Source organism: Anabaenopsis arnoldii (assembly GCF_028331025.1).
Lineage (GTDB): Bacteria > Cyanobacteriota > Cyanobacteriia > Cyanobacteriales > Nostocaceae > Anabaenopsis > Anabaenopsis arnoldii.
Map to the genome: position 1 here is coordinate 1 of NZ_JAQMUH010000183.1, position 24,426 is coordinate 24,426.

Below are 24,426 nucleotides of genomic sequence, written 5' to 3' on the forward strand. Positions count from 1 at the left end.
CAGGGAACAGGGAACACACCGAACAGAGATTAAGAAGGAATATTCAGGCATTTTCTTCAATAACCAACATTATTTCCCTTATACGGTAAGCCTTTTCGGATTTTATCAAAACAATTTAGCATATTAGGTACTGAAGAACCTGAATAATTAAAGGCTCACGTTTTTTAGTCGCCCAAACAACAGCTTAATATAACCGCCATAAAGCCATAATTAAATTGATAAATTAAATCAAAAAATCACAGAATAAATCAAAATCACCTCAACCTCCTTCCAAGTCGGTTTTTAACCGACTTGAGCTTTGAGACGGGGAATTCATTCCCCGGCTCCGGTGTGTGGATAAATATCGACTATACCTAACGTGTGGAAACCCATGGACTGGCTCCGGTGTGTGGATAAATATCGACTATACCTAATGTGTGGAAACCCATGGACTGGCTCCCCCGTATGGATAACGATCGCCCCTGCGGTGTGTGGATAACTATTCACCGGCTCCCCCACATGGTTGTACGCGGTTATAAAAATTAATCAGGTCTTCCCCCATTTTCAGGGAACTAAAACGTTGAATATTTTCCAGTCCCGCTTGCACTAGCTTTGTTGCTTCCTCCGATTGGTTGAGTAAAAAGTCACACTGTGCAACTATGGCTGATAAATCATCAGGACTGGCCATCAGAGCAGCATTACCAACTATTTCAGGGAGAGAACCACTGTTAGAGCAAACAACTGGACAGCCAAAAGCCATCGCTTCTAAAGGAGGCCAACCAAATCCCTCATAGTAACTGGGAAAAAGCAAGATGGAAGCCTTCAGGTATAGGGAAGATACCGCCCCATCATTGGGATGGGAAACAAAGGTAATTTTGTCACCTACTTGCAGTTCTTGAATGATCATTTGCAGCTCCATATCTGGAGGAGACCCAGCCATCACCAATGACAGGGGGTGACTCTTGACCAGTTCGGCAAAAACTCGAATTACCGTTGCTCGGTTCTTATAGAAGCCATTGTTACCAATGTGCAAAATTATTCTTTTCCCATCCCGCACTCGTTCCTGCCATCCGGGTATTTCTGCCGGAATTAAGTCTAATAAGCTACTCCTAATACCCGGAAAAATGACGGTGGGAACAAGATTGCTAACATTCTGTTGAAAGTCCTGACCTGTGCAGGTGCTGTCAACACATATATTTTTCTGGGATTTGAGGGATTTTAGGTTTTCTCTAATTAACCAGCGGGCGAAAAAACCAGGCGGGGGTATGGGGAATTCCCCTTTTTGTTGCAAAACCGGAATTAAATCATGAAGGGTGACCACACATTTTTCTGGCGGTATTCCCCTGAGAACATAGCAGCTACTACCATCCATCAGGTGAAATATGTCCCCATTGTATTTGCGCATATATTTGCGCAACTGTAGCGGGGAAATCAAGAGTAACCAAAGCTGTTGAAACCGTTTTTTCAGTTTAGCCGGGAGAAAAAAAAGATCGGGGACAAGGTTCAGTAAGTCAATCCTGGTCAGTCGGACTTTTTGTGAGTAAGAAGATAAGGTTTCCGTCACCATTTCCACATAAATCAGCATACTGCCTACAGACTCAGTTGAACAAGTGGTGATTAATGCTACTTCTATCCCAGTTTGATTATCGTTAAGGGAAGGTAAGAATCCAGCCGATATTTCGGTCAATTTATCGGTCAATTTCAGAGTTTCCTATTGTTAGATTTTGGTTTATATTCTGGGTTTGATGCCATAAAAAAGCTTGCCAATACTTGGCGAAGGACAATACTAACCCCAGGGAGAACGCAATAAAAAAAGCAATAAAAGGGTCTGCCAATATTTGCCCAGAGACCATCAAGCTGCCAATGTTTGCCAGGAAAAAGGCTAAAATTCCACCTGTGTAAACCCCTAAGTACATTTGCAACTTGAATAGGGACTGCACTTGTGCCCATGCTGAAAGGACTAAACTGAGCAGCAGAAGGACTAAGGCTATAAAACCCGGTACTCCCAGTTCGACCATCACCCTACTGGTGCCACTTTCTTGCCAAGTTCTCGGTCTTTGGACATTGAAGATGGCAAGATTCTGGCTTCCTGGGGAAGCTGACCCCAGACCGGCTCCAAAAAATCCCGACTGACGCACTGTTTCGATCAAGGCATCAAAATTATGCTGTTGAAATTGTTCACCCGCAACAGCAAAATTATCTTGGTAATATCTGACATAGGTGGAGTCTTCTCCCAGATTGTTGCCAATATATGTCATAATTAACAGTGGAATCAGTAGAACGGGCAAAACGGAAAATATCCGCCCTCCACGGGCTTGGGCATAGATCAAAGTAAAAACTATTGCCGCTACGGGTAACATATAAAGCATCTTGCGACGACCACAGAAAAACAGGGCGGCGATCGCTATGACACAAATAGCTAACCAGAGGTAGCGTTGGCTCGGTTTCGAGGTGGTGGACAGAAAAAAACTGAGTATAGAAGTTGCTGAAGCGTGCCAGCCCATCACATCTGGGGAACGGTAAAAACCTGCTATCAGCTTGACAACGTAGCCAGTACTATGTCGCACCCAATCAAAGTCTAAGGCACTGGTACCTATAAGAGTCCATCCCGGCACGACATTAAAGTATTCTAAAAATGTACCACTCAGCATGACCACGGAGAGGAGACAATAAAAACTAAATAGTCTTTGGATATCTTCCAGGGATTGGGCAAAGTGAAAACCCACCAAAATCGCCGCCAAGAAAACGCCATAGTTAAAGATGCCAAAGACTGTCAGGAGCCAGGAGTTGGCACTATAGGTCAGAGAAATCAAGGCTGGTGGGATGCAGGCCACCAAAAACCAGTTAAAACTGCGGTTTACATTGGGATACATTCGCCAGAATGAATGCAACCAGCCTTTTTGTCCCGACATACCCACTATTATACCTAATATAATTGGCACACTTGCTAACAGGACACTGGCGGGGGCACCGGGGATCATTTTTCTCAGGGGGTCCTGTACTGCTGCTAGGAATACTAGCCAGTATATCCCCCGCCGCCAATTGCCTAGGGCGAGAATCGCCCCTAAAACTGAAATAAGTAATACTATACCAGATGCCATAAATCACTTTCCATTGTTGCTGGTAACAGTTAACTCCGCACATAACGAATGGCTTCTGTAATACCACAGACTACTTTTTGGTAATTATATTCCATCATCACTTTTCTCTGGGCGTTACTTCCCATCTCAGCCAGCTTTTCTTGACCTAGTTTGATCGCAGTGGCTAGGCGATCGCCTAGCTTGTCTATTTGTCCCATGGGGTAAGTCCAACCGGTTCCCGGTGCAATCAGGTCAAGATGACATCCCACTTGATCGGAAACAATCGCTGGTAGTCCACAAGCCATGGCTTCATTGACCACTAGCCCCCAGGTTTCACCGGCATCAGAGGGGAGGACGAGACAGTCGGACACCAGGTAAGCAGCAATGATTTCACTCTGGTTGAGGAACCCGGCAAACCTAACTGGTAGTTGGTGCTCTCGGACAAATTGTTCACAGATGGGGCGTAATTCCCCGTCTCCCACCATCAGTAGTTGCCCTGTGGGTTGATGGTTTTGTTGTAATAGGGCGAGCGCCTGGAGTAAATCTAGGGGATGTTTTTTAGGGATAAACTTAGCACAGTAAAGGAAGGTGACGGTGTGGGGGTCTAAGCGGAATTTTTCTAGAAGAGAGGATTTTTCACCAAGGATCTGACTGGTATGGGCAGTAAATCTCTCGTTGTCTATACAATAGGGGGTAGAAAATAGTTTTTGTGGTGCTACACCATTGTTGAGATAAAACTGTTGGTTAGCTCTTCCAATAGACAAACAGGCACTATACTGACTAATTAATAGCCGTTGCAGTTGTTTTTTCCACCATGCCCTATGGGCAAGATGATTAGATTCCCCCCGGACAATACAGGGAATGCCATACAACCGGCAAGCTACCAGGAGTTGCAGGCAGCTTTTAACAACCCAACCATTGACGATAAAAGCATCCCAATTGCCGTTTTTGACGATCGCAAAAATTTCTGGGGTATCACAGCCCCCAGAGTTGGTTACAGATGGTGTTTGGGCAATATTTGTTAAAACTTGATATTCATAGCCATTTAATAAAGGAACATCCCACTCAAAAGCCACCCCAAATCCATCCCCCTGCTGCATAGCATTGGGAATCATACAGAAAAAGACGTGCAGATCGATGTCGGCGTTCTGGGCTAATAGGCGAAACCAGGGTACTTGATATTGAATTGGGTGGGTGGTGAGAATACCGACTTTAAAGACCATAATTAAAAGACATAATTTAAAGTTAAAGGTAGCTAATTAAAGGCTTGGAAACTTTGTGCCATCGGAATCGCTCTGTATTTTCTAGTGCCATGGTAGAATAATTTCTCCAAGTTTCCCTATCAGTCAGCAAACATTGAATTAGTGGAATCTGCTCCTGGATTTGTTGTGGATCAATGACTATACCACCCGGTCCAGCCACTTCGGGTGGAGCGCACACATCCGCCACAATAGTTGGAGTCCCAAAGGCTTGGGCTTCTACTGCGGGTATACCAAAGGACTCTGAACGGCTTAAAAGACAAAATGCCCGAGCGCGGCGATAGTGTTCCCGTAGTTGACTGACAGATACTTTACCAGTAATTGTGACAAAATTACTGAGTTTGAGGGCTTGTATTAATGTTTCAATTTTCGAGCGGTAATCATCCGTACTCCAAGGACCGACTAGGCTTAAATGGGCACGGGTATTCAATTCGTGGAGTCTTGAGAGTACTTTGACAACATCTTCAATGGCTTTGTGGGGTGTCATTGCGGAAACAGTCAGGATTTCTAATGGACGTTGTTCAAAGGTTAGGTATTGACTTTGAGCGATTTGGTAGGTTTCGTCATCAATACCAACATAAAGAATTTTACCAGCTTGAGGTTTTACCCCCGCATCGTTTTCGTAGAGTCTGGCGACATATTCAGATAAATAAAACATGGCCTGTGCTTTTTTTTGGGCTTGTTTGTAGCCCTGTCTTTGCAGCCGCGCCTTCAGTCGATCGCCAATTGTGTAGTGAAATTCCCTAACATAACACCAGGGATTCTGGGCAATAACCACTTGGGGTAATTTAGTTCCCGGAACCAGAGCGCCGGAGGTTGAGATCATCAGTTGAGCTTCTAGTTGGGTCAGAAGGGACTCTAACTGAGTAAATTGCCACCAAAGTCGAGCCGGCCAGTTTTCACCAAAATTAGGGCACTCTATCCAGTGAAAACTCGAGCCTAGATCGCAACAAAGATCCCGATTGTTGTGGTGATGTAGAACAAAAAATTGATGGCGATCGCCATGATACTTGGCCAACATTCGTAAATGCCCAGAAATGACGTGTCTACCTGACATATGATTAATGGGCAGAGCATCTATGATGATGTTCATATATAGGAATCCGGTTTGATTTATGAATCTTTCGCAGAGGCAGGGAACAGGGAACAGGGAACAGGGAACAGGGAAAGAAGGGTTTCAGTATGTACTGGGTCTTGTTCAATAATCAAATAGAAGTCCTATATAGGACTTTTTGTCAGTAGTCCGTACTGGATAACGGGGAACGGGTCGAGGTCAAACAATATTTGATACACTAATCATAACTTGACAAACATCCTCTTAGTTAGCGAAAAACTATCGGGTAGGATGGTCCTTGACTAATCTTATGAATGGCTAAACTTAGCCCTCTGGCCTCTGCAATTAACGTGGGGAAGATCCACCAAGGATGAGTGATATGGTGTTTTGTGCGAATGGAACGCAATGGTCGCCAAAGTATTTGCCATAGCCAGCCATTGGGTTTTGACTTTAACAGGTAATAGTAAGCTCCCACAGCATGGGCGGGTTGGGCAGTTCTCAGGTGGTGACCATAGCTGCGTGTTCCTCCCCTTTCTACCCGTAGGTGGTGAATCAGGGCTTTCGGTTCGTAGGTAATCAAACCGTATTTTTGACAGTAGCGATGGGCAAATTCAGCTTCATAGCGGTACGCAGCCCCTATGAAGTTTTCATCAAATCCCCCCAGGGCGATCGCCACAGTGCGCTTAATGGAAAAATTGCCCCCCATGAACTCCGTAATTTGCCTGGGAATGTTACTAGTAAAGCGAAATGGATCCCCTGGTTGTAATGTCAGAGATTTTTCCCCGGGCTGTAGTACCTGTCCTGCAACCAGATCAGCTTGTTGATGGGCTTGCTGGTGAGCCTGTAGTAAATCCTCATGGGGGATAATATCATCATCGAGGAAAAGGACTATCTCACCTTTAGCTTCCAAGATTCCCCGGTTCATGGCCATGGGAATAGATGGTTTAGGTAGGCGAATCCAACGAATAGAGCCTTGTTCGGCCAAGCTGTTTAATCTCGACTCAATTGTTACAGAATGATTTAAGGTCTGGTCAATCACCAAAAGTTCAAATTCTGGTGCCATTAGTCGCTGTAAGGACTCAATGGTATCAAGCAGAACTTCTCCCCGCTCATAGGTGGGGATGATCACGGAAAGTTTCATTAGTTTTTTCCCAGTCAAAAGGTTAGTTAAATATTATTATGTGGTTGATAGTTGGGATTTTCAACGATTACCGTTTTGACCTAGGAAACTCGCTGGACGACTGTTAATGAGTCACAATGATCAATTTCTTTATATCGTTCATCTTTGAGAATAACGTTTTGTGTATACTGGGCAGCACCAACGTGATCGATGTTTCTTCCTTCATAAGATCGGCTATCATGCAATGCAATTATTCCTCCACATCTAACTAAAGGTGACCAGAGTATCCAGTCGTTTTTTATTCCTTCATAGCTATGATCGCCGTCAATAAACATGAAGTCTATAGGTTGAGTCTCTATCTGCTTAAATTTCTCAATTGCTTTATGGGAAAACTCTTCTAACCATATGATATTGCCATTTTGGGTTTTAGATGCTTCGGAATGAGCAATCAGCTTTTGCCAAGAAATCCCCAACTTACCCGGCTCAAAAGGGTCAATTGCATAGATGGTTCCCTCGGTATTCATGACTTCTCTAAGTTTTCTGGTATTAACTCCATGCCAAATGCCGATTTCTACCAGGCAAGTTTTATTTTTCGCATACTTAGTCAAACATTTTGACTCAGAAGAAGTTGTTTGTGTCAAGGCTGGCTGAATAGCCACTAAGTAAGTAAGATAGTATAACAATGGGTTGTTTTTAAACATGAGAGATGCAAGAATTAGCGTTTAAATACTAACTGAGTTCCGTTTCGAGGGTATTCAAAGGGTAGTGCTTGAACCAGAATCAATCCTGATGTTTCAATTTCAGTCTTCAAAGAATCGACAGTCTCATAGCTCATTGTTGCCCACAAGTCAGGACTAATTCCTTCATTTGACCCAGGGTCGGCTTCAATTATCAAGTAACCATCATTTTTAAGTAATCTTTTTATTTCTGAAAGTATTAATTTCAACTCATAACAATGGTCAAGGGAGTTTGAATAGATTACATCAACAGAATTATCGGAAAATTCTAATTTGTGGAAATCACCGTACATGACATAAGGATTGTTGTTACCAGGATTTAAATCAACGCCAACGGCAAAATAGCCTAAATCTCGAAAGGCCGCAACTTCAGCACCTAATCTTGCACCAAGACACAATGCTGTACGGTTTGAGGGTTTAATATAATCCTGTGAATGTAACTCTGATAATCTTTGCCTTAAGGATGTCCTAAATTTTTTTTCATGGCTAGATAGGTCTAGGTATTCAAGCTTAGATTTTTGAAGCTTGATATACTGGTCATAGGATGGGACATTTCTCTGAGAAATGTTTCCCGTGTTTTTCCAGTCATTCCTGGCAATAACTCTAATCTCTTGAAATCTCAGCCATTTTTTGAGAGATGAATAATCAAATAATTTGCCTAAGCGTTGCGGGCGATTGAGTGTATCTTTTAATTCTTTGACTACTATTTGTATGAGGTTCATATTCAAAATATGTTCTATTTAAACAGGGCTTGTATGTAAAAACGAGTTGCCTCGGTGGCACATTTCTTCCATGTGTAGGATTGTGAAGTAGTCACAGCCTGTTTGCTCAATTTGGTGGAAAATTCTAAGTTTTTTAAAAGTAAGGATATTCGGTTAACAAATTCCTCTGAATTACCAACTTCACATAAAAACCCATTTTCTCCAGATTTTATATAATCTTTCATTCCTCCTTGATTACTGGCTACTACACAAAGACCCCTTGACAAGGCCTCTAATGAGGTTTTCCCTGCTCCTTCTACGAAGGAGGGAAAAATAAAAATTCCACATGAATCATATAAAGCAATAAGTTTTTCTTGGGGTTGCCAATCTAGAAATACTACACGAGATAAAATCTGGGCATTAAGCAAGGATTTTAAATAATTATGGGAGTTAACAGGAGTAACCCATGTCATTGTGACATCGCGATTAGAAAGTAATATTTTGTTGATGATTGCAGCTAAGATGAGTGGTGCTTTAAAAAAAGCAGATTGCCCGACATAGAGAAGTTGCTGATGTCTTTCTAAGGAATATGATTGATTCGGTGTATTGAAAAATGCTTCAGGAACTCCATGGTGTATGACTTTAATTTTCTCCGCATTGATATTAAGCTTACTTACAAGACAGTGGCTATCATCTTCACAAGTAACAATGACACCATCGCAGTATTTAATCACTTCATGCCACTGACGCTGTAACAGACTACGCAGCCCTGTTGTTAATACTGCAGGAAAACGCGATTCCGGAACACCGAGTTTCTGATACCAGTAAGGTAACACTTCATCCACTCTTAACTCAACCCCATGACTGCGATTGATTACCAATCCTTTAAAGCCCCCCTGTTTTAAAGCCTTGGCGGCTAAATAAGCTTGAGGTTGACTCATTTGAATAACATCATAATCTTTTGTGGCGATCGCCTTCATAACAGCCCGGCGGTAGGCTCTAGGTTGCTCTAACAAGGAATGGAGATTACCGTGAGCAATGCGCCTGGGTCCTAAATCATCAGCCCAAATTTCATCTACCTCATGACCAATTTCTCTCAATGCTTGGTTGGTGTAATAAACTGTTCCTGCGGCTCCAGAGTTAGGATCGCAAGGAGTATCGGCAACTGTCAGAATGCGTAAAGAGGACTTCATCATCAATAGGTTCAGTGAGCGTAGTCGAACTGGTGAAACAGGAAGAAAAAGCCAACTTTTGTTAGCATTAGTTAGCTTTTTTGTATCGGAAATTGTAGAATACTTTGCCCCAAACGAAACCATCCTTTCCAGTGCCAGGGACACAGACGTACTGTTTGCCATAGGTAGTTAACTGCTCGGCGATCGCCGTTGGTTAGTAATTGAGATCCCAAAAAATAGGCAGCTTTAGCAACAGCCAAGGGATCGGGAGGATGTTTTGGCGATTTGTTGGCGAGGAGTTGGCTGCGTAGTTGTTTTGCTTGTTCTAGATAAACAGATTCTGACTGGCTGTTTAAACGGGCGGTTTTACACAGTTGACCCAGTTCTCCAAATCGCAGTTGTATGGCACGATTAACACCGGAGGTAGAGTTAATCTCCCTGCGGTGAAGATATAGTACCTGGGACAAGCTGGCAAACTGGGCTTTTTCTGCTATCCTTAACCATAAATCTGAATCTTGAGCAAAATAGAAATCAGGGCGGTAACCACCGACGGCATTGTACAGTGATTTGCGAAACAAAACACTACCATGGGCACCCGGACCCTGGCGGCGATGAAGTAATTCCTGGGTGGCTATTTCCGGCGTTTCAGCTCGTTGAATAATGGTCAGTGGCTCTCCTTGAGGTCCGATATATTGGGTAGAGCAGGAAACCATACCAATCTGTGGGCTACTTTGGATTTTAGCCAATTGCAGTTCCAGACGTTGCGGGTGGGAGTAGTCATCAGCATCCTGACGAGCAATGAATTCACCTTGGGCTTGGTTACACCCCCGGATTAAGGCCTGGGTTAGCCCAGTATTTTCTTGGTGAATTACTCTGATCCGCGAGTCCTGACTGGCTAGGCGATCTAAAATTGTTCTTGTTTCATCTGTTGAACCGTCGTTGATGATAATGAATTCAAAATCTGTGAAGGTTTGGTTCAAAATACTGTCTACTGAGGTTTTAACCCTCTGAGCATCGTTATAGACGCTCATAACAACGGAAATGATAGGCATACAGAAAGATTTTTATTTGGCTGAGTTTTTTAGCGGGGGGAAGACCGTAACCATAGCACTGTGAAAATGACTCCTAAACCAGCCCCCCAATTACGTCCGGTTAATGCTCCCAGGAATATAGCATGGCGACTGGGGTTAGGTAATCGCCAGTTGCTCGGTTGCCATAGATCAGTTTGATATACTGTGTGGGCAATTAACCCTCCCAAACCTATACCAGTGCCAGTGATTGTAGCCACTAGTATTAATCCTAACAATAGTTGAACCAGTGAAAGGGGCTGTCTCCTGTCGAGTTTGTGGGATGCTGTTAATATTGTGCCCACAAACAGACCAAACCGGAGTCCCCAATCTTGATGTTCTTGGGGGATGACAATGTAATCATAGCTGAGGCGATATAAACCGTAACCCAGCACTCTACCACCGATGGCACCAAACAATCCGGCGACAAGGATAATGAATATCCACACCCCAAGGCGCACTGACCTGCTGTTCATGTTATGTTCTTTTCTATATTGTTTCGGCACGCTAGACAAGTGCGCGGCTTACTTACTGGTGTTTAGATGATCGTCCCCCACACCACCATGAGGCGATCGCCATACCACTAATATCGCTAAATCTTTTGGTAATCACAATTTCATCTATCCGAGGAATCTTGTGTCAAAGTCATTCTTTAACGACGCAAAAACAAACACTACCAGCACGATATAGTTTATCTAATTCCTTCATTTTTTCCCCAAAAACAAATCTGGGGATAGGACTTTATGGATATCCACAGTTGCTGGATGATCTTCATATTGAAGCCAACCAGGTCCAGGTCGGGGTATTGACCAACCTTGGAACCATTGAGGATTTGTGCCGGGGTGAGGATATTCCTGGGGTAATGTAATCATTGTATTATTGCGAACTCTCACCTGGGGATGCCAAGGGGGATTATTCATCCCTTCCACGGCAAAGATATTTTCTTCCACCCATACATCTTTAACGGGTGGCCCCCAATAGGCAAGATAACGCCCAACAAAGGTATTATTGCGAATCTGAATATTTTGAATCGGGCTTTGATTATTGGGCGAACCGGTTTTATACCAAGGATTGAGTAACTTGACCTGGGAGCCATTGACCCCACCAGCAGGATGCAGGAATCGGTTATTTTCTACTAAAACTGGCCCGGTTAAAACTGGATTTAATCCTAAGTTTTGTTCAAAGTCGTAAACTAGGTTGTGATGAAAATGAACTTTTTCAGCAGGTCCATCCATTTCGATGGCATCATCCGTACCATACATTAAAAGATTACCATAGATATTTGCCCCATTCTGCCCGGGTTTATCCAGATGAGGGGAAATCTGCAAGGCATCACCACCATGGCTAACCACATTATGACGAATTACTAAATTAGGAGAACTCGCAGAAATCAGTGTAGAGTCTGAGTAATGAGCGTATACTTCATTCCAGGGAAGCCAATTCTTTAGCCAGTTGTATTGGGGATAATTATGGTAAAGGTTATATTCAACCACGAGATGGGATGGTGCATTGATGTGAGGTGAAGCACTAATTCCTGTGCCAGCGCCTGTCAGCAGAGTATTTTTAATAGTAATGTAACCACTATCCCACAGCAAAAAGCCAGAACCAACGCCAAGTTCTAACCGTAGACCGTCAAAAACTAGATGTTGTGCCTCTAGCCAAATATTGGCCACCCGACTATTGCCCCACTCTCGCGGTGACGGAATTTCTCGGTGAAATACTAGCTTTTGATTATTTGGTATTTCTCCATGGGGTAGAAAAAGATAAAAACGCTTTGTTTCCCTATCGTAGGTAAAAGTACTGTAGGAGTTGGGTTGACTTACTAAGGTTTTCAGTCTTTCTATTCCCCCCCAGCGAACATCATAAAGAACACTGCCGTTATACAGGGCATAGTAGATAGGCCAAGGGGTCTGGGTTGAATATAGTCCATTGCCATGCGATCGCCAGGTTAGATATTGGGTTACCTGTGGTGGAACAGCATTAGTGATGGTTACTGTTCCCGGTTGTTGGGCGCGAAAGGTAATGGGGCGATTGGGTGTTCCCCCACGGCGAACCCGCAGGTCTTCCCGATAGATACCGGGTAAAATAACTACCTCTTCTCCCGGTGTGGCCATATTCGCAGCCCGTTGTATAGTTTTAACAGCCCTTTGGGGACTGTTGCCTAGATTCCAGTCAGATCCCTGGGGAGAGACGTAAATTTTACCCTGGCGCAACCAAGGGGTTGGGGGTTGCCATAGATTGATGGCAGCTAAGAGGGTGCTAATTATTAGCAGGATGTCCCGCGGATAGTTTTTTATATTTTCCGACATCTAACGGCTTTTTTTCAAGGCTTCTGTCCAGGTTACTGCTCTTGGCCAACCCAAGACTTTTGTTAACGCTTTGAAGGTTCTAATTTCCCAAGGTGCATGGTGGGTAGCAACCATCTGTGTGGCAAAGCTGAGGGCTTCCTTAGCTTCTGCTATCAGTTGTCGTTCGCCGCATAGTCGAGCAATCCAGAACATTTTACGAGAAAATTGTTCTAGATAACTCCAATCAGTTAAGCCCTGGGATTTCATCCGCAGCCAAATGGATTTATGGGCCCGGAAGAAATCACGGGTCAAGGCTGGGGTAAACCCTGTTTTCATCCCACTGGCCCGATCGCCTTGATGGTCTCGAACAATAACGGCAACTTCCGGCACATGGACGGTTTTGACTCCTAACATCCCGGCTCTGAGATCGTGTTCCCAGTCTTCCATACAGCGGAAGTTACCCCACGGACCTATAGCATCGCAGACGCTACGTCGCCACAGAGGTGCATTGGTATCCCAGCCTCGTTGGGGCAAAAAGTCGGGAAAAATATTGTCAATTTTTTCGTTTGTTCTCGCCCAGGGTTTAATTTCACCTGTCACCATGTTTTTGCGTAGAGTAATACCGTAGGCTACCCCAGCATCAGGATTTTCTTGGAGGGCTTTGACCTGTAGCTGTAATTTTGTCGGTTCTAACAGGTCGTCTGAGTCTAAATATTGAATAAATTCCCCTTGAGCATGGGCTAAACCGGTATTTCTGGCGATCGACTGGCCGGAGTTTGGTTGGTAGATATATTTGACTAAATACGGATGCTTACTTGTTAGCGCATTGATCTTTTCCTGTGTGTCATCGGTTGAACCGTCATCAACCACTACAACTTCTATGGTACAATAGCTTTGGTTAATGGCAGACAGAATTGATTCAGTAACTAATCCCGAACGGTTATAGACTGGAACTATAATAGAAACAAGTCTGTTTTTAATTTTTTCATTATTCACCATCATTTCGGATCAAAAAGGGTAAATATAGAATTTACATGTTAAGGTATAAACCATACCTGCCTCAAATCTAGGCTAGCATGGACTTTATTCACCACTCATCTGTAAATGCTATAAAAGATTATTAATTTTTAGTTGTGATTAATTTTATACCACCTCAATCTTTGAACTGTTGCATTAATATTATCAATACCCAAAAATCGGTCGCAATAGTTTTTTTCTACTTCCCTGTTGCAATCATGTACAAAAACATCTGTATTTTGACTCGCCAAAATTGACGACCAAAAGATGCTTTTCATTCTTCCAGGCGCAGAATCGGAGCTACCGTCGGGCGCATCAACTAAAATGACATCCCAATCTTTGTTTAAGAGAAAATCAGGAAGTTGCTCCCTTAGACAATTGGGATTCAATAAAAGTTTTTGCCACTCTGCTCTAAACGTACCATAACTAACAGGGAGAATGTTTAAATATGGATAAATTGATTTAGCTATTTCCACCCATTCAAGGTTGTCTTCTACAAATAGAGTCTCACCTTTTTTGTTAAGAAGATACCAGAATTTGCTGTCATGTCCCGTACCAAATATTAAGAATCGAACTTTACTATTTTTTCTTTCTTTGTGTTTTACAACATCTGCTATTAATTTTAATTCTTCAACAGATAATTGAATTTTACAAAAGCTACGCATTTTTTCCAAAAAATAAGGATAAGGAAAATGGGATGCTATAGGCAAAAAAACTGAATTTCCTAAAGCTCTTATCATCCTATGCTTTATTATTCTAAATAAATCTAAACTAATCATCTTAATAAAAGTCTAAAGTAATGTTTAAATCTGAAAGTTTTGATACACAATCATGGTCGCTATTGATTGTTTTGTAAAACCAATTCTCTAAAATAATCTATCGGTATCTCATTGTCTAATGAGCGTAAGAGTCCACTAGGGAATGTAAATGAAATTCTTAGCTTATTTATAAAAATTTTATTGAATTCATCGTTAAATTGTCGTTGGTATCCTGCATCTCTCAACAAACTTTCAACTAAATTGATGAATTTCTCTCTATGGATCTTCATTTTTTGTATAGTCTTATTTCTAACGATAAAAGGATCTATTTCTCGATTTACAAGATTTTTGACAGCCTCACTAATCGACTTTGCAGAGTCTTCTACAACTTCAACATAATCGGAGTCAAAAAAGACCTCTCTACCTCCTAAGCTATGGGTGGAAACAACTGGCAAACCGCATAACATGTACTCAATACTAGCAGCCATTGGTCCCTCCTCGGCAGAAAGACAAAGTCCAACTTTGCACTGATTTAGATAGTTGATAATCTCACATGGCGGCACAAATTTTTTTAACGTATTCAACCATGTTGCATGATTTAATAGCTGACGAATACCATCTTCATATTTTTGAAGTTCATCATGATTATGGCGATGAGCTTGGTAAGTTATAATAGCCAAGTTTTCAATATTTGATGCTAATTCAAACCTTTTATAAGGTTTAAGTTGAGCATTATAAACAGCGTCAAAAACTCTTGGAGTATCAGGAATAACATAAAACATATTTTCATCAACAAAAGCATTTTTGTTAATAAAATAACAGTTTTTTATCCCTATGTCAGTAAAAAGTTTTAACTCCGATTCTGTTGGACAGATAAATGATAGGCTATGTTGAGGATATAATTGGTAGAATATTTCGACTTCTAATTGTAAATTATGCAGACGGTCTAAGCGCTCAAATGTGTGATAGGAATTTTTGATAAAATAAACTTTTTCATCCTTTAGTAATTCGGCAATTTCAAAAGTATGCTTCATTATGTTTCCAATATAAATTATAATTGGATCTCTACTTAAGAGATAGTAAGTTTTGAGGCTTTGTTGGTATAAATTTAGTTTGCTTAAGACTTGAATTAAATATCCACTAGTATTATTACCAAGTAATTTCTTATACTTTCTGGCAAAAGATATTTTATCTAAGTCAATATCTGGGATTATCGGATGTTTCATAACACTATTTTCTATTGGTCTACATATAAAGATATACCAAAATTATTCCAGATATTTTTAATCTGGTTAATCTGCCTTTCTTCTAGTTGATCTTTCCAAGTATGGGCCATTGCTAGGCTATTTCTAGCCACAGCATGGGGATGATAATTTTCAATAGCCTGTAATTCTCCATAACATAGGTGCTGATGTCGTTTTTTCACTTGGTCATCATAGGGCAAATTAAGATCCTCAAATATCTTGGCAAATTCATCAAGGGGATTTTGGCACAGTTGCTCAAAAAACAGTGGTTTGCCAATCTTTTTCTGCACGCAATCCCATAATACGGTAGTCAGCGCACCATACAAAACCGTAGCCGAATAGATTGTATCCTCATCACAGTATTTCTCCAGCAAATCTTGGTAGGGATGAAGGTGATCCGCCATCAAATCGGAATTTTGTAAGAATCGCTTCAAAGGCGCGCCACAGGGCCAACCTAAACGGCGAATGCTGGCGACGAACCCGCAAGGATGCCGAAAAAGAATGAGTGTTTCTAGATCAAAATTTTTAGTTAAATATTCTGTCATCAAACAAGCCAAGGGATCTTTGATCATGATGCGTTGTGACGGAGAAGGAAACAATCGCAGCGGCATCAAGGGGTGATCGGTATTGGCGATATGAACTGATTCGGGAAACTGATTATTCAGTACTGAAGTCATTAACCGGTCAACTTCAGGCGATGGATATCTAGGAGATTGATAGCTTAACCATTCTTTCCAGCGTTGCTTCAGAGGACTAAAGGGTTCATGAATATACCAAATCCCGGAAGCAGCTAACATACTAGCAAACCAGGTTGTGCCACTGCGATGGGTTCCCGTAACCAAGATTGGCTTACCTGTGGGAACCCATGCAATTCTCTGTCGTTGTTTTGGATAATCTTGCCAGGCTTTAATTAACTTCCCAGTTGTTAGCTTCCAGTTCATAATTGATTAATTATTAAAATTCAAGTCTACCGATGGACTAAGCTGTCGTGCAGCCAGATTGTATAATAGGAAAGTAAGTAATCAAGCGATCGCCCCGTGAATTATGCTAGCAAAAAACCATCTATCTAAAGAACGGAGAGAAGACCTTATAAGGACTATGTGAGGTAGAAAATCCTCATATTATTGTTGATAAATGATGGAAAAACTTACCAAGAAATAAGTGATTTTTTAGGCATAGGATGCACAACAGTAGCATATTGGGCAGTGCATGGTGATCCGGACAATATGGACGAGCCTACTTGTTCGCGGTTTAAAGACTCCTACTGAGTGAAAGTGAACTTCTTTCTCACGTATTCGAGTAGCTGTTGTAGGCTGTCCTCAACAGAAAGCTCCGAAGTTTCCACCAGTAAATCTGGTGTTATGGGTGGTTCGTAGGGGGCGCTGATTCCCGTAAAAGACTCAATTTCTCCACGGCGTGCTTTCGCATAGAGACCCTTGGGGTCACGTTGTTCACAAATTTCCATTGGAGTTGCAATATATACTTCATGAAACAGATCTCCGGCAAGAATACGTATTTGATCCCGGTCTTTCCTGTAAGGTGAAATGAAAGCAGTAATCACTAGACAACCCGAATCCGCAAAAAGTTTGGCCACCTCGCCAATACGACGGATATTTTCCGCACGATCAGCAGCAGAAAATCCCAAGTCAGCACATAATCCATGACGGATATTGTCACCATCAAGGACAAAAGTATACCAGCCTTTCTGGAACAAAATCCGCTCTAATTCGAGAGCCAATGTTGTTTTACCTGATCCTGATAATCCAGTGAACCATAGAATTCCATTTCGGTGACCATTCTTCAAACAACGATCAAATGGGGACACAAGATGTTTTGTATGTTGAATATTGGTTGATTTCATATCTATGATAAATATGATAAAAGTGATTGATACCCTTTTTTTGAGTACCCGTCTTAACCTGTTGGGACTCAATTTAACAAAGCGATCGCTTTCTAATTTTTCAGCTAATTGAACACTGTTGTATGTACGTGTTTTTTTTAAGGCATTCCTCCAAAAATACTATGTTTAAGACTTCTTAGTAAATTAATCATGTTAACAATTTGTTTGGTTAGGTTATTGTCTCTGTGCTGTCGCTGAATTCTTACGATGGTTTTACCCAATTTATGAAGAATATTTTTCAATCGACTGGATGGGTTTGTTCCCACTCTCGCTCTCTTAACTCCTCAATTCTACTTTGTGCAGGTATCTTTAAACGATCATTATATAACTGAGAATTGCGATCGCCGTTGGCTTTTTTGGGAGCGGAGGGGTGCCAAAGGTGAATGAAAGGCAACCACCCCCCTTCAGATATTTTACAAGTGCGTAAACGATCTAAAAATTCAGTGTCTTCTCCCCCCCATCCCCAAAAGTCTTGATCATGTCCACCAATGTCCCAGTAAGTAGATTTGTGTAATGCTAGAGGGGTAGGAGTATTTTCAACTATTTTCTCTACATTTATGCCAGATACCAATTCCTGGGCATTAACTATATGTTCAGTTGACTGACTATCAACATAAAAAATTAATCGTGCTAACCTGGCACTAGAAATTTTACCTAAAACTTGATTACATTCAATAACAAAATTAATTGGAACAACAAAGTCAGCATCTAAAATAATTAGTTTTTCAGATTTAGCTTCTCTAGCCGCTTTATTCAGTGCGGAACTCTTATTAAACCCCTTCTCAGGTTGCGGGTTGACTTGATGAAAATAACGAACATCAGTGGGCAACTTATTTCTCAACAGAGGTTCGGGAGATTGTTCAACAACAATGATTTCGTAATCAACATCAACTTGGGCACGGGCTGAGGCTAAAGCCAATTCAAATTGCGGAAAACGCTCTATACCGCCAACAACAAATAAAATTGAACAATCTGGCTTGTTTGATAAATTACTTTTAGATGCAAAGTTGAGTTTTACAGGATATAGTTGTAAAACGTGCTGTAGAATACCTAACCCCACGCCGGGAAAAACCCGTGAAACTGTTAGCTGGGAAGAAAATTGCCACTGACAAATTCGCCCCCCGGTAATTAGATCAGGTTGCAAAACTTCAGAACGATTACACAGATCCAACCAGCTTAAACCCAGCAATTGGGCTAATTTAGGGGATCTTAAAACTAACTCCGTTTGCCAGCGCTCGTTCAGCCAACATCCTAACTGCTCTTTTAATGTTGCCATCGGTTATCTGTCTCCTAGTTTTTTGGCAGGGACCCCACCCCAAATTTCGTAGTCAGGAATATCATGATTAACAACTGCATTGGCACCGACCACCGCACCATTGCCAATAGTAACCCCTGGCAACACCGTTACACCAGATCCTAACCACACATCATTCCCTAGGATTACACCAGTGCGGTTTTGATCTGATGGTTGGACTTTAATCGGTAAACTCCTGTGTTTTTGATGATTACTGGCAACTAATGTACAGAATTGGCTGATCAGACAGTCTTCCCCAATCTGGATGTCACCACCCCCAGCTCGTAAATTATTGTACTGCCCAATCCAAGTGCGATCGCCAATGATAATATTGCCGTAGCCATTCAGGGTATCCCCAAATGCCAGTATATTTCCTTGACTGATGGTGACTTGTCCTGTAAGTTTTAGTCGTTGAGGTTCGTGATTGATCAAAATCACATCATTACTAATTTTCGCTTTGGGAAAAGCTTGACGTATTCGGTCAACCTTAGCCAAGTGAAAGCGACGTTCTCCTAAATCTCGGATCAACAGCGGATCCCGCAGTTGCCAGATTCCTTTAAGTAAGGATAAAAACATTTTTACTCAAGCCGATCTAACTGTTGCGCTATATTCCAAAATTCGTTTTCTCTCTCGGATGTTTGTTTCTCACTCCAACTATGGGGCCATTCTCCCCCCGGATCACAGCTTGGGCCTGTGCGCTCCAACCAAATTCTAATTCTCTCAGCATTAGCCTTACCCAATAGTTTATCTAAACGATTATTTAACAACCGACTGTCTATATTGACAGGTAATATTTTTGAGGCAGATGTTGTTAAAATTTGCTCAAAAATCTTATTCCATTGCTGAACAGAAACAGGATGGGAATATTTTTTATTAATCGTTTCCCAACCACTTTGTTTTATTCTCTGCCACAAATCTTGATCTTGATGAAGCCGGATAATTTGTTGGCTAGCTGCTTGACAATCACCGACATCAAACATTAGACAATTTTCGTCATTTTTTAATGCTCCCTCTAGACCGCTGCCGACATAACGAGAGGATACAACTGCCACACCCCAAGCCATTGCTTCCCAAATCACAATTGGTCCTGTTTCCCAAGACGATGGCATAATCAATACATCACTTTCTTGATAAACTTGATTGATTAATTCATTTTCTTTTAATTGCCCTAAAAATGAAACCTCTTCAACTGAACTTAGCTCTTTCTTAAGTTCATTTTCTTCCGGCCCACTCCCCGCAATCAATAGTCTAAAGTTTAGATCAGCTTTTTTCAACAGACTGACAATTGTCACTAAATCATGGACTCTTTTTTGATGGCGCTCTAGTCGTCCCGAATAGGCAATAGTAAAAGGTAAATGAGGGTGTCTATTTAATGAGGTTTTGATTGCACTACCGTAAGGAGCATAGCAAACCTGATCAGCTTTTAACCCCCCATAGTTTTCCGTTAACTTACAAGCCAATTTATTTGTACAAACTACGGCATCCAGGGAATTTTTAAATAGTTTCATGTCGGCAAATAGGTCTTCCTGAATACCGTGACAGGTCATCACAATTTTAGCTTGAGTTTTCCCCCGACTTCTGAGTTCTGCTGTAGCGGCGATCGCATCAGGAATATTAACCGTTACTACAATATCTGGTGAATATTCTTGAATCGCCCTTTGCACAGCCCACCGTCGTCCTTGGGGAGTTCCAGTTTTGCAGGTAATGGCGATCGCGGTTTCACAGGGATGAACTGCTAAATATTCAGCGACTCGATGATACCGAGCCCCTTCTACTAGCCCCAAGGTAGTGCGCCACCCCAGTTGTTTTAGACCAGGTAACAGGTAGTCTAACCAGGTTGCCAAGCCACTAAGGGTGTAAGCGGAGGGTGCAATAAAAAGAATGTGATTATTCATACGAAGGCTCTATTCGATTATCGAAATAATTTATTAAGTCTTCATGATCTGGAATGGGAGAGTAGTAATGTCCCGGCAAAAATTCTTGTTGATATTTCCATTTTTCCAGTTCTTTTAACAGAAAATCTCTTTGTGCGATCAGACTACGAAATCCTGGCAACCTTTTAATAACTTGCTTAAGCATTTTGGCTATTTATATTAATTGTTTATGTTAAAGATTATATTATTCGGCAGTATCAAGGTCTTTCAAAACTTGGGAAATTTCCTCCAGCAAAGACTCAGAATGATGACGATAAAATAACGGCCACTCTTCTCCACCCGGGGGAATGGGTGACCCCAACAAAAACCGACGGAGGCGACGTAACCCGTCAATGACACTGGCTGGAATCCCCAACTGTTCTAATCTTCCAGTTGTGGTGGGAATCTTGGGTAAAGGAGACGAACTTAAAAGCGGAGGGCGAGCCATGACTTGTTCTAAAATTATTTTCCAATTAGTGAGGGAATTTTCCCAAGTATAGGGCTGTCCATGCACTTGCCCATTGCTAGACAGGCGGTGTCGTAAATCACCATCCTCGGCTAAACGCTGAATTTGTTGAGCCGCGCCAGCCATATCTCCCACAGGGAAGGACAAACCGGTTTCGTTTTCTTTGACTAAACCTTCGGCGTAAAAGCCGACATAACGGGACGTAACAGGGATTACACCGTGCATCAAGGCTTCCACAATCACAATGCCAAAGGCTTCCGATGAGGATAGTAAAATCAGTACGTCAAGGTTGGGAAATATCTCTTGATAAACAGCCTCGCGAGACAAAGCTCCGTGGAGTTTAACTTGGGGAGCCTTACCCAGAGCTTCATGGAGTTGAGCAAAACAAGGGCCGTCCCCGACAATATCTAATTGATAATTTAGGTTCAGCTTTTCGAGTTCTTGATACAGGGTAATTAAATCCGGCGATCGCTTGTCAAGGGTGGTTAAGCGGCCAATATATCCTATGCGAATAGGCTTTGCATTTCCTGATGAGATTGGACGTTGTGAACTGCACCCTGGCTGATTAGCACCGTTGGGGATATGAGTCACTCTGTCTGATGGAAACCCTCCCCAGTTAATTAAAACTCGTTTGGTTAGCTCTCCGGGGCAAATTACTTGGTCAATCCCATCCCGGTAACTCCTGAGATCAGCAAGCATTGGCTCTAAGTTTCCCTGAGCATGAATTACTAAACGAGTATCTAGCCCTTTTTGCTTGCTGCGAATCCCAGCCTCATAAGCATCGGCGATTCCCAATGGAATCACTATGTCAGGTTTAACTCCTTCAATACAGCGCATTAATGCCTTAACTCTACCTTCTCGATTACAGCCCCGTCCATCGACTTCAATGGTTTTTAGCTGGGGATGAACAGCACGATAGCGCTCTGGTTGGTTAAACTGCTGTCCTCGCAATAACCCGACTAATACTTCAAATTTCTGCGTTGTTAAATATTCATAAATTTCATCAAGCCATGTCTCCACGCCGCCTGCGATCGAACTAGTTGGCATCAAAAACAAGAACCGTTTGGGATAACTCATGTCTAACTAGTCAGTCCTTCCAATTCAATAAACCGTTTAACTTGATTGACAAAATTTTGGTGACTTAATTCCTTTTCCCCAACCCAAGCAACCGTTTTAGCAGAGGCTTCATAAAGGCTGGTATCTTCCGCTAGAGCGGTAATTTGTTCAGCAATGACTTTTGGATCTAAGGAAGTACAAAGCGCACCCAATGGATACTGGGCGTAAAAGTCCACCAATGAAGCATATTCAGGCACGTGGGCAAAAATTGGGCGACCGAGGCTAACATAGGTACTGAGTTTAGTGGGGAAGGAGAGTTGAGCCAAGGGTTTGAGGTAGGAAGCAAAGGGATAAGGAACATAGAGCAAATCGCACTCAGCTAGTCGTTGTCTAACTTCATCAGTGGTTCGCCAACCTAAGTATTCAACATGGGCGGGGCTTCTACAGGGTAGGGTGATTTTCCCCGACATGACAATCAATTTAATTGGCTTGTTGTCTGCGATTTGCCAATTGATATAAGCCAGAGCTGCAAACAATGCCTGCCAAGCATCGGGGGCATACATCCCCCCGGAAAAGCCGATGCGGAATTCATCGGTTGATGAATATTCAGTCCGAGCTATTACCTGATTAGGTAGTCCATGACGGATAATTTCACAACGGGCTGTGTAGCGTTGTTTATAGCTTTGACCCATAGTCTCACAAATCACACCAGTCTTAACTGATTTTTTCAGGAGTAGACCAAATCTCTTTCGGGTGCGAAATCGCATGGTAGCGTCAAGTCCACGCTGTTGGGTGAGGTAATCAATGTCATCCCAGACCTGGGTGTATAAAGGTAAATCACACTTTCCCATCAAACCAAACAGGGCATCAACCACCACGGTTGTATTCAAAATGCCCCAGATACGAGTGATACCTAATTCCCTCACTTGCTCCTCGATCTGGCTAACTAGGACTTTGATCTGTCTATCGTAAAATAGTAATCGTTCACCCGCACAGACTAAACCCCCCAAACGTCCACCCCAACGCCGAACGGCATGTTCTGGGGGAGATTTTAGCGGAAAAATTGTGTTCAACTGCTGACTATTACCCCTAGCTTCCTCGGTAAAGGTCTCCCCAGTTAAAAGAGGAGCAACAATAAACTCTTCTCTTTTGAGGCAGGTCAACATATCCCGCAACAAGATTTCTCCCACGTTAGCCCCTCCAGGGACAACGGAACCAATAACAATTAATGTTTTTGTCATCGCTGCAATAGGTACATGGTAGCCATTTCCTGGAAAATGCTATCTAAACTGCGGGTAATTTCCCAGTCGGGAAAATGAGATTTAATTTTGCTTAGGTCACTGATATAGCAAATGTGATCGCCTTCGCGATTTTTATCGACGTAAACGGTTTTGAACGGTTTATTTAAAAGCTGTTCCGCCTTGGCGATCGCCTCAAGGACGGAAATACTGTTTTTTCTACCACCACCCAGATTATAGACCTCACCGCAACGGGGATGTAAATAAAATTGATGCAACAAAGCACAGACATCAGAAGCGTGGATATTATCCCGCACCTGTTTACCTTTATAACCGTAGATTTTATATTCTCTTCCTTCCGCACAGGCTCGCACCACATAAGCTAAAAAACCATGGAGTTCAGCAGCGCTGTGGGCTGATCCCGTCAGGCACCCGCCGCGAAAACAGGCGGTTTTCATCCCAAAGTAGCGGCCATATTCCTGTACCATCACATCCGCTGCTACTTTACTCGCACCAAATAAACTATGTTTACTCTGGTCAATGCGACAGGTTTCGGTAATACCGCCATAGTCCTGGGGATTAGCATAGTCCCAACGGCTCTCTAGTTCCACCAATGGCAACTCATTGGGGGCATCACCATAGACTTTGTTAGTGCTAAGGAAACAAAACACTGCTTCAGGGCAAGCCCTTCTGGTGGATTCCAGGAGGTTTAGTGTGCCAACTGCATTAACATCAAAATCATCAAAGGGACGACTGGCGGCTAAATCGTGGGAGGGTTGGGCTGCGGCGTGAATAATCAGGTCAAATTTTTGTTCTGAAAAGAGGTTCAGAATAGAGGGGCGATCGCGGATATCAAGGGAGAAATGCTGATACTCCGGACAGTCAACTTGTAACCGCTGCAAATTCCAGGTAGTGTCACCGTCTTTGCCAAAGAAGTCGGCTCGCATATTATTGTCAATACCTGTAACCTGCCAGCCCAGTTGGGTGAAATAACGCACCGATTCAGAGCCGATTAAGCCAGCGGAACCGGTGACTAACAGTTGCTTATCAAAAGGCATATTTAGAATTTAAAAAGGTTTATAC

General features: G+C 42.4%; 23 protein-coding genes. All 23 read right to left on the reverse strand.

Annotated features, from left to right (window positions below):
* Positions 1-312 precede the first annotated feature (312 nt).
* Entirely contained in the window at positions 313-486 is a 174-nt protein-coding gene (locus PN457_RS15900) for a hypothetical protein (RefSeq protein WP_271734381.1), read from the reverse strand.
* Positions 479-1,678 carry a glycosyltransferase family 4 protein gene (locus PN457_RS15905; protein ID WP_271734382.1) on the reverse strand — a complete coding sequence of 400 codons (1,200 nt, stop codon included), beginning with the start codon at positions 1,676-1,678 and terminating at the stop codon, positions 479-481. The genes PN457_RS15900 and PN457_RS15905 overlap by 8 nt, the downstream gene beginning before the upstream one ends.
* The gene (locus PN457_RS15910) at positions 1,668-3,080 is read right to left on the reverse strand and encodes a hypothetical protein (RefSeq protein WP_271734383.1); all 1,413 of its coding nucleotides are present in this window, start codon (positions 3,078-3,080) and stop codon (positions 1,668-1,670) included. The genes PN457_RS15905 and PN457_RS15910 overlap by 11 nt, the downstream gene beginning before the upstream one ends.
* Positions 3,081-3,109: 29 nt before the next feature.
* On the reverse strand, positions 3,110-4,282 hold the full coding sequence (locus tag PN457_RS15915) for a glycosyltransferase family 4 protein (protein ID WP_271734384.1): 1,173 nt from the start codon (positions 4,280-4,282) through the stop codon (positions 3,110-3,112).
* A gap of 22 nt (positions 4,283-4,304) precedes the next feature.
* Complete coding sequence (locus PN457_RS15920) at positions 4,305-5,411, reverse strand: glycosyltransferase family 4 protein (protein WP_271734386.1); 1,107 nt, start codon at positions 5,409-5,411, stop codon at positions 4,305-4,307.
* Between the two features lie 229 nt (positions 5,412-5,640).
* On the reverse strand, positions 5,641-6,513 hold the full coding sequence (locus PN457_RS15925; RefSeq protein ID WP_271734387.1) for a glycosyltransferase family 2 protein: 873 nt from the start codon (positions 6,511-6,513) through the stop codon (positions 5,641-5,643).
* 80 nt (positions 6,514-6,593) lie between these two features.
* Positions 6,594-7,175: a class I SAM-dependent methyltransferase gene (locus PN457_RS15930; RefSeq protein WP_271734388.1), complete on the reverse strand. Its 582-nt coding sequence runs from the start codon at positions 7,173-7,175 to the stop codon at positions 6,594-6,596.
* A gap of 32 nt (positions 7,176-7,207) precedes the next feature.
* A complete protein-coding gene (locus tag PN457_RS15935; RefSeq protein ID WP_271734389.1) occupies positions 7,208-7,951 on the reverse strand; it encodes a class I SAM-dependent methyltransferase in 744 nt (247 codons plus the stop codon).
* A 14-nt stretch (positions 7,952-7,965) separates the two neighbouring features.
* The gene (locus tag PN457_RS15940) at positions 7,966-9,126 is read right to left on the reverse strand and encodes a glycosyltransferase family 4 protein (protein WP_271734390.1); all 1,161 of its coding nucleotides are present in this window, start codon (positions 9,124-9,126) and stop codon (positions 7,966-7,968) included.
* Between the two features lie 68 nt (positions 9,127-9,194).
* Positions 9,195-10,154 carry a glycosyltransferase family 2 protein gene (locus tag PN457_RS15945; RefSeq protein WP_271734392.1) on the reverse strand — a complete coding sequence of 320 codons (960 nt, stop codon included), beginning with the start codon at positions 10,152-10,154 and terminating at the stop codon, positions 9,195-9,197.
* 29 nt (positions 10,155-10,183) lie between these two features.
* Positions 10,184-10,645 (reverse strand): hypothetical protein, encoded by a 462-nt coding sequence (locus PN457_RS15950; RefSeq protein ID WP_271734393.1) that lies wholly within the window; start codon positions 10,643-10,645, stop codon positions 10,184-10,186.
* Between the two features lie 228 nt (positions 10,646-10,873).
* Positions 10,874-12,478 (reverse strand): right-handed parallel beta-helix repeat-containing protein, encoded by a 1,605-nt coding sequence (locus PN457_RS15955; protein WP_271734394.1) that lies wholly within the window; start codon positions 12,476-12,478, stop codon positions 10,874-10,876.
* Positions 12,479-13,456 (reverse strand): glycosyltransferase family 2 protein, encoded by a 978-nt coding sequence (locus tag PN457_RS15960; protein WP_271734395.1) that lies wholly within the window; start codon positions 13,454-13,456, stop codon positions 12,479-12,481. It lies immediately after the preceding gene.
* A gap of 128 nt (positions 13,457-13,584) precedes the next feature.
* Entirely contained in the window at positions 13,585-14,253 is a 669-nt protein-coding gene (locus PN457_RS15965; RefSeq protein ID WP_271734396.1) for a hypothetical protein, read from the reverse strand.
* 59 nt (positions 14,254-14,312) lie between these two features.
* The gene (locus tag PN457_RS15970) at positions 14,313-15,458 is read right to left on the reverse strand and encodes a glycosyltransferase (RefSeq protein ID WP_271734397.1); all 1,146 of its coding nucleotides are present in this window, start codon (positions 15,456-15,458) and stop codon (positions 14,313-14,315) included.
* Positions 15,459-15,469: 11 nt separating this feature from the next.
* Positions 15,470-16,417, reverse strand: coding sequence for a sulfotransferase (locus PN457_RS15975; protein WP_271734398.1), 948 nt, complete (start codon positions 16,415-16,417; stop codon positions 15,470-15,472).
* Positions 16,418-16,737: 320 nt separating this feature from the next.
* Entirely contained in the window at positions 16,738-17,337 is a 600-nt protein-coding gene (cysC, locus tag PN457_RS15980; RefSeq protein ID WP_271734399.1) for an adenylyl-sulfate kinase, read from the reverse strand.
* A 277-nt stretch (positions 17,338-17,614) separates the two neighbouring features.
* Positions 17,615-18,652, reverse strand: a complete 1,038-nt coding sequence (locus tag PN457_RS15985; RefSeq protein ID WP_271734401.1) for a galactosyltransferase-related protein — start codon at positions 18,650-18,652, stop codon at positions 17,615-17,617.
* Between the two features lie 3 nt (positions 18,653-18,655).
* Positions 18,656-19,246, reverse strand: a complete 591-nt coding sequence (locus tag PN457_RS15990) for an acyltransferase (protein ID WP_271734402.1) — start codon at positions 19,244-19,246, stop codon at positions 18,656-18,658.
* Positions 19,247-19,248: 2 nt separating this feature from the next.
* A complete protein-coding gene (locus PN457_RS15995; protein ID WP_271734403.1) occupies positions 19,249-20,565 on the reverse strand; it encodes a glycosyltransferase family 4 protein in 1,317 nt (438 codons plus the stop codon).
* 223 nt (positions 20,566-20,788) lie between these two features.
* Positions 20,789-22,126: a glycosyltransferase family 4 protein gene (locus tag PN457_RS16000; RefSeq protein WP_271734404.1), complete on the reverse strand. Its 1,338-nt coding sequence runs from the start codon at positions 22,124-22,126 to the stop codon at positions 20,789-20,791.
* Between the two features lie 2 nt (positions 22,127-22,128).
* Positions 22,129-23,346, reverse strand: coding sequence for a glycosyltransferase family protein (locus tag PN457_RS16005; protein WP_271734405.1), 1,218 nt, complete (start codon positions 23,344-23,346; stop codon positions 22,129-22,131).
* Entirely contained in the window at positions 23,343-24,401 is a 1,059-nt protein-coding gene (locus PN457_RS16010; RefSeq protein WP_271734406.1) for an NAD-dependent epimerase/dehydratase family protein, read from the reverse strand. Before PN457_RS16010 ends, PN457_RS16005 begins: the two co-directional genes overlap by 4 nt.
* Positions 24,402-24,426 lie beyond the last annotated feature (25 nt).

Bases quoted from the DNA above. Each gene is read 5' to 3' on its own strand.
- PN457_RS15950 (WP_271734393.1), bottom strand. From the start codon at position 10,645: ATGAACAGCAGGTCAGTGCGCCTTGGGGTGTGGATATTCATTATCCTT.
- PN457_RS15925 (WP_271734387.1), bottom strand. From the start codon at position 6,513: ATGAAACTTTCCGTGATCATCCCCACCTATGAGCGGGGAGAAGTTCTG.
- PN457_RS16000 (WP_271734404.1), bottom strand. From the start codon at position 22,126: ATGAGTTATCCCAAACGGTTCTTGTTTTTGATGCCAACTAGTTCGATC.
- PN457_RS15985 (WP_271734401.1), bottom strand. From the start codon at position 18,652: ATGGCAACATTAAAAGAGCAGTTAGGATGTTGGCTGAACGAGCGCTGG.
- cysC (WP_271734399.1), bottom strand. From the start codon at position 17,337: ATGAAATCAACCAATATTCAACATACAAAACATCTTGTGTCCCCATTT.
- PN457_RS15920 (WP_271734386.1), bottom strand. From the start codon at position 5,411: ATGAACATCATCATAGATGCTCTGCCCATTAATCATATGTCAGGTAGA.
- PN457_RS15995 (WP_271734403.1), bottom strand. From the start codon at position 20,565: ATGAATAATCACATTCTTTTTATTGCACCCTCCGCTTACACCCTTAGT.
- PN457_RS16005 (WP_271734405.1), bottom strand. From the start codon at position 23,346: ATGACAAAAACATTAATTGTTATTGGTTCCGTTGTCCCTGGAGGGGCT.
- PN457_RS15940 (WP_271734390.1), bottom strand. From the start codon at position 9,126: ATGATGAAGTCCTCTTTACGCATTCTGACAGTTGCCGATACTCCTTGC.
- PN457_RS15975 (WP_271734398.1), bottom strand. From the start codon at position 16,417: ATGAACTGGAAGCTAACAACTGGGAAGTTAATTAAAGCCTGGCAAGAT.
- PN457_RS15965 (WP_271734396.1), bottom strand. From the start codon at position 14,253: ATGATTAGTTTAGATTTATTTAGAATAATAAAGCATAGGATGATAAGA.
- PN457_RS15960 (WP_271734395.1), bottom strand. From the start codon at position 13,456: ATGGTGAATAATGAAAAAATTAAAAACAGACTTGTTTCTATTATAGTT.
- PN457_RS15970 (WP_271734397.1), bottom strand. From the start codon at position 15,458: ATGAAACATCCGATAATCCCAGATATTGACTTAGATAAAATATCTTTT.
- PN457_RS15990 (WP_271734402.1), bottom strand. From the start codon at position 19,246: ATGTTTTTATCCTTACTTAAAGGAATCTGGCAACTGCGGGATCCGCTG.
- PN457_RS15935 (WP_271734389.1), bottom strand. From the start codon at position 7,951: ATGAACCTCATACAAATAGTAGTCAAAGAATTAAAAGATACACTCAAT.
- PN457_RS15955 (WP_271734394.1), bottom strand. From the start codon at position 12,478: ATGTCGGAAAATATAAAAAACTATCCGCGGGACATCCTGCTAATAATT.
- PN457_RS16010 (WP_271734406.1), bottom strand. From the start codon at position 24,401: ATGCCTTTTGATAAGCAACTGTTAGTCACCGGTTCCGCTGGCTTAATC.
- PN457_RS15910 (WP_271734383.1), bottom strand. From the start codon at position 3,080: ATGGCATCTGGTATAGTATTACTTATTTCAGTTTTAGGGGCGATTCTC.
- PN457_RS15915 (WP_271734384.1), bottom strand. From the start codon at position 4,282: ATGGTCTTTAAAGTCGGTATTCTCACCACCCACCCAATTCAATATCAA.
- PN457_RS15945 (WP_271734392.1), bottom strand. From the start codon at position 10,154: ATGCCTATCATTTCCGTTGTTATGAGCGTCTATAACGATGCTCAGAGG.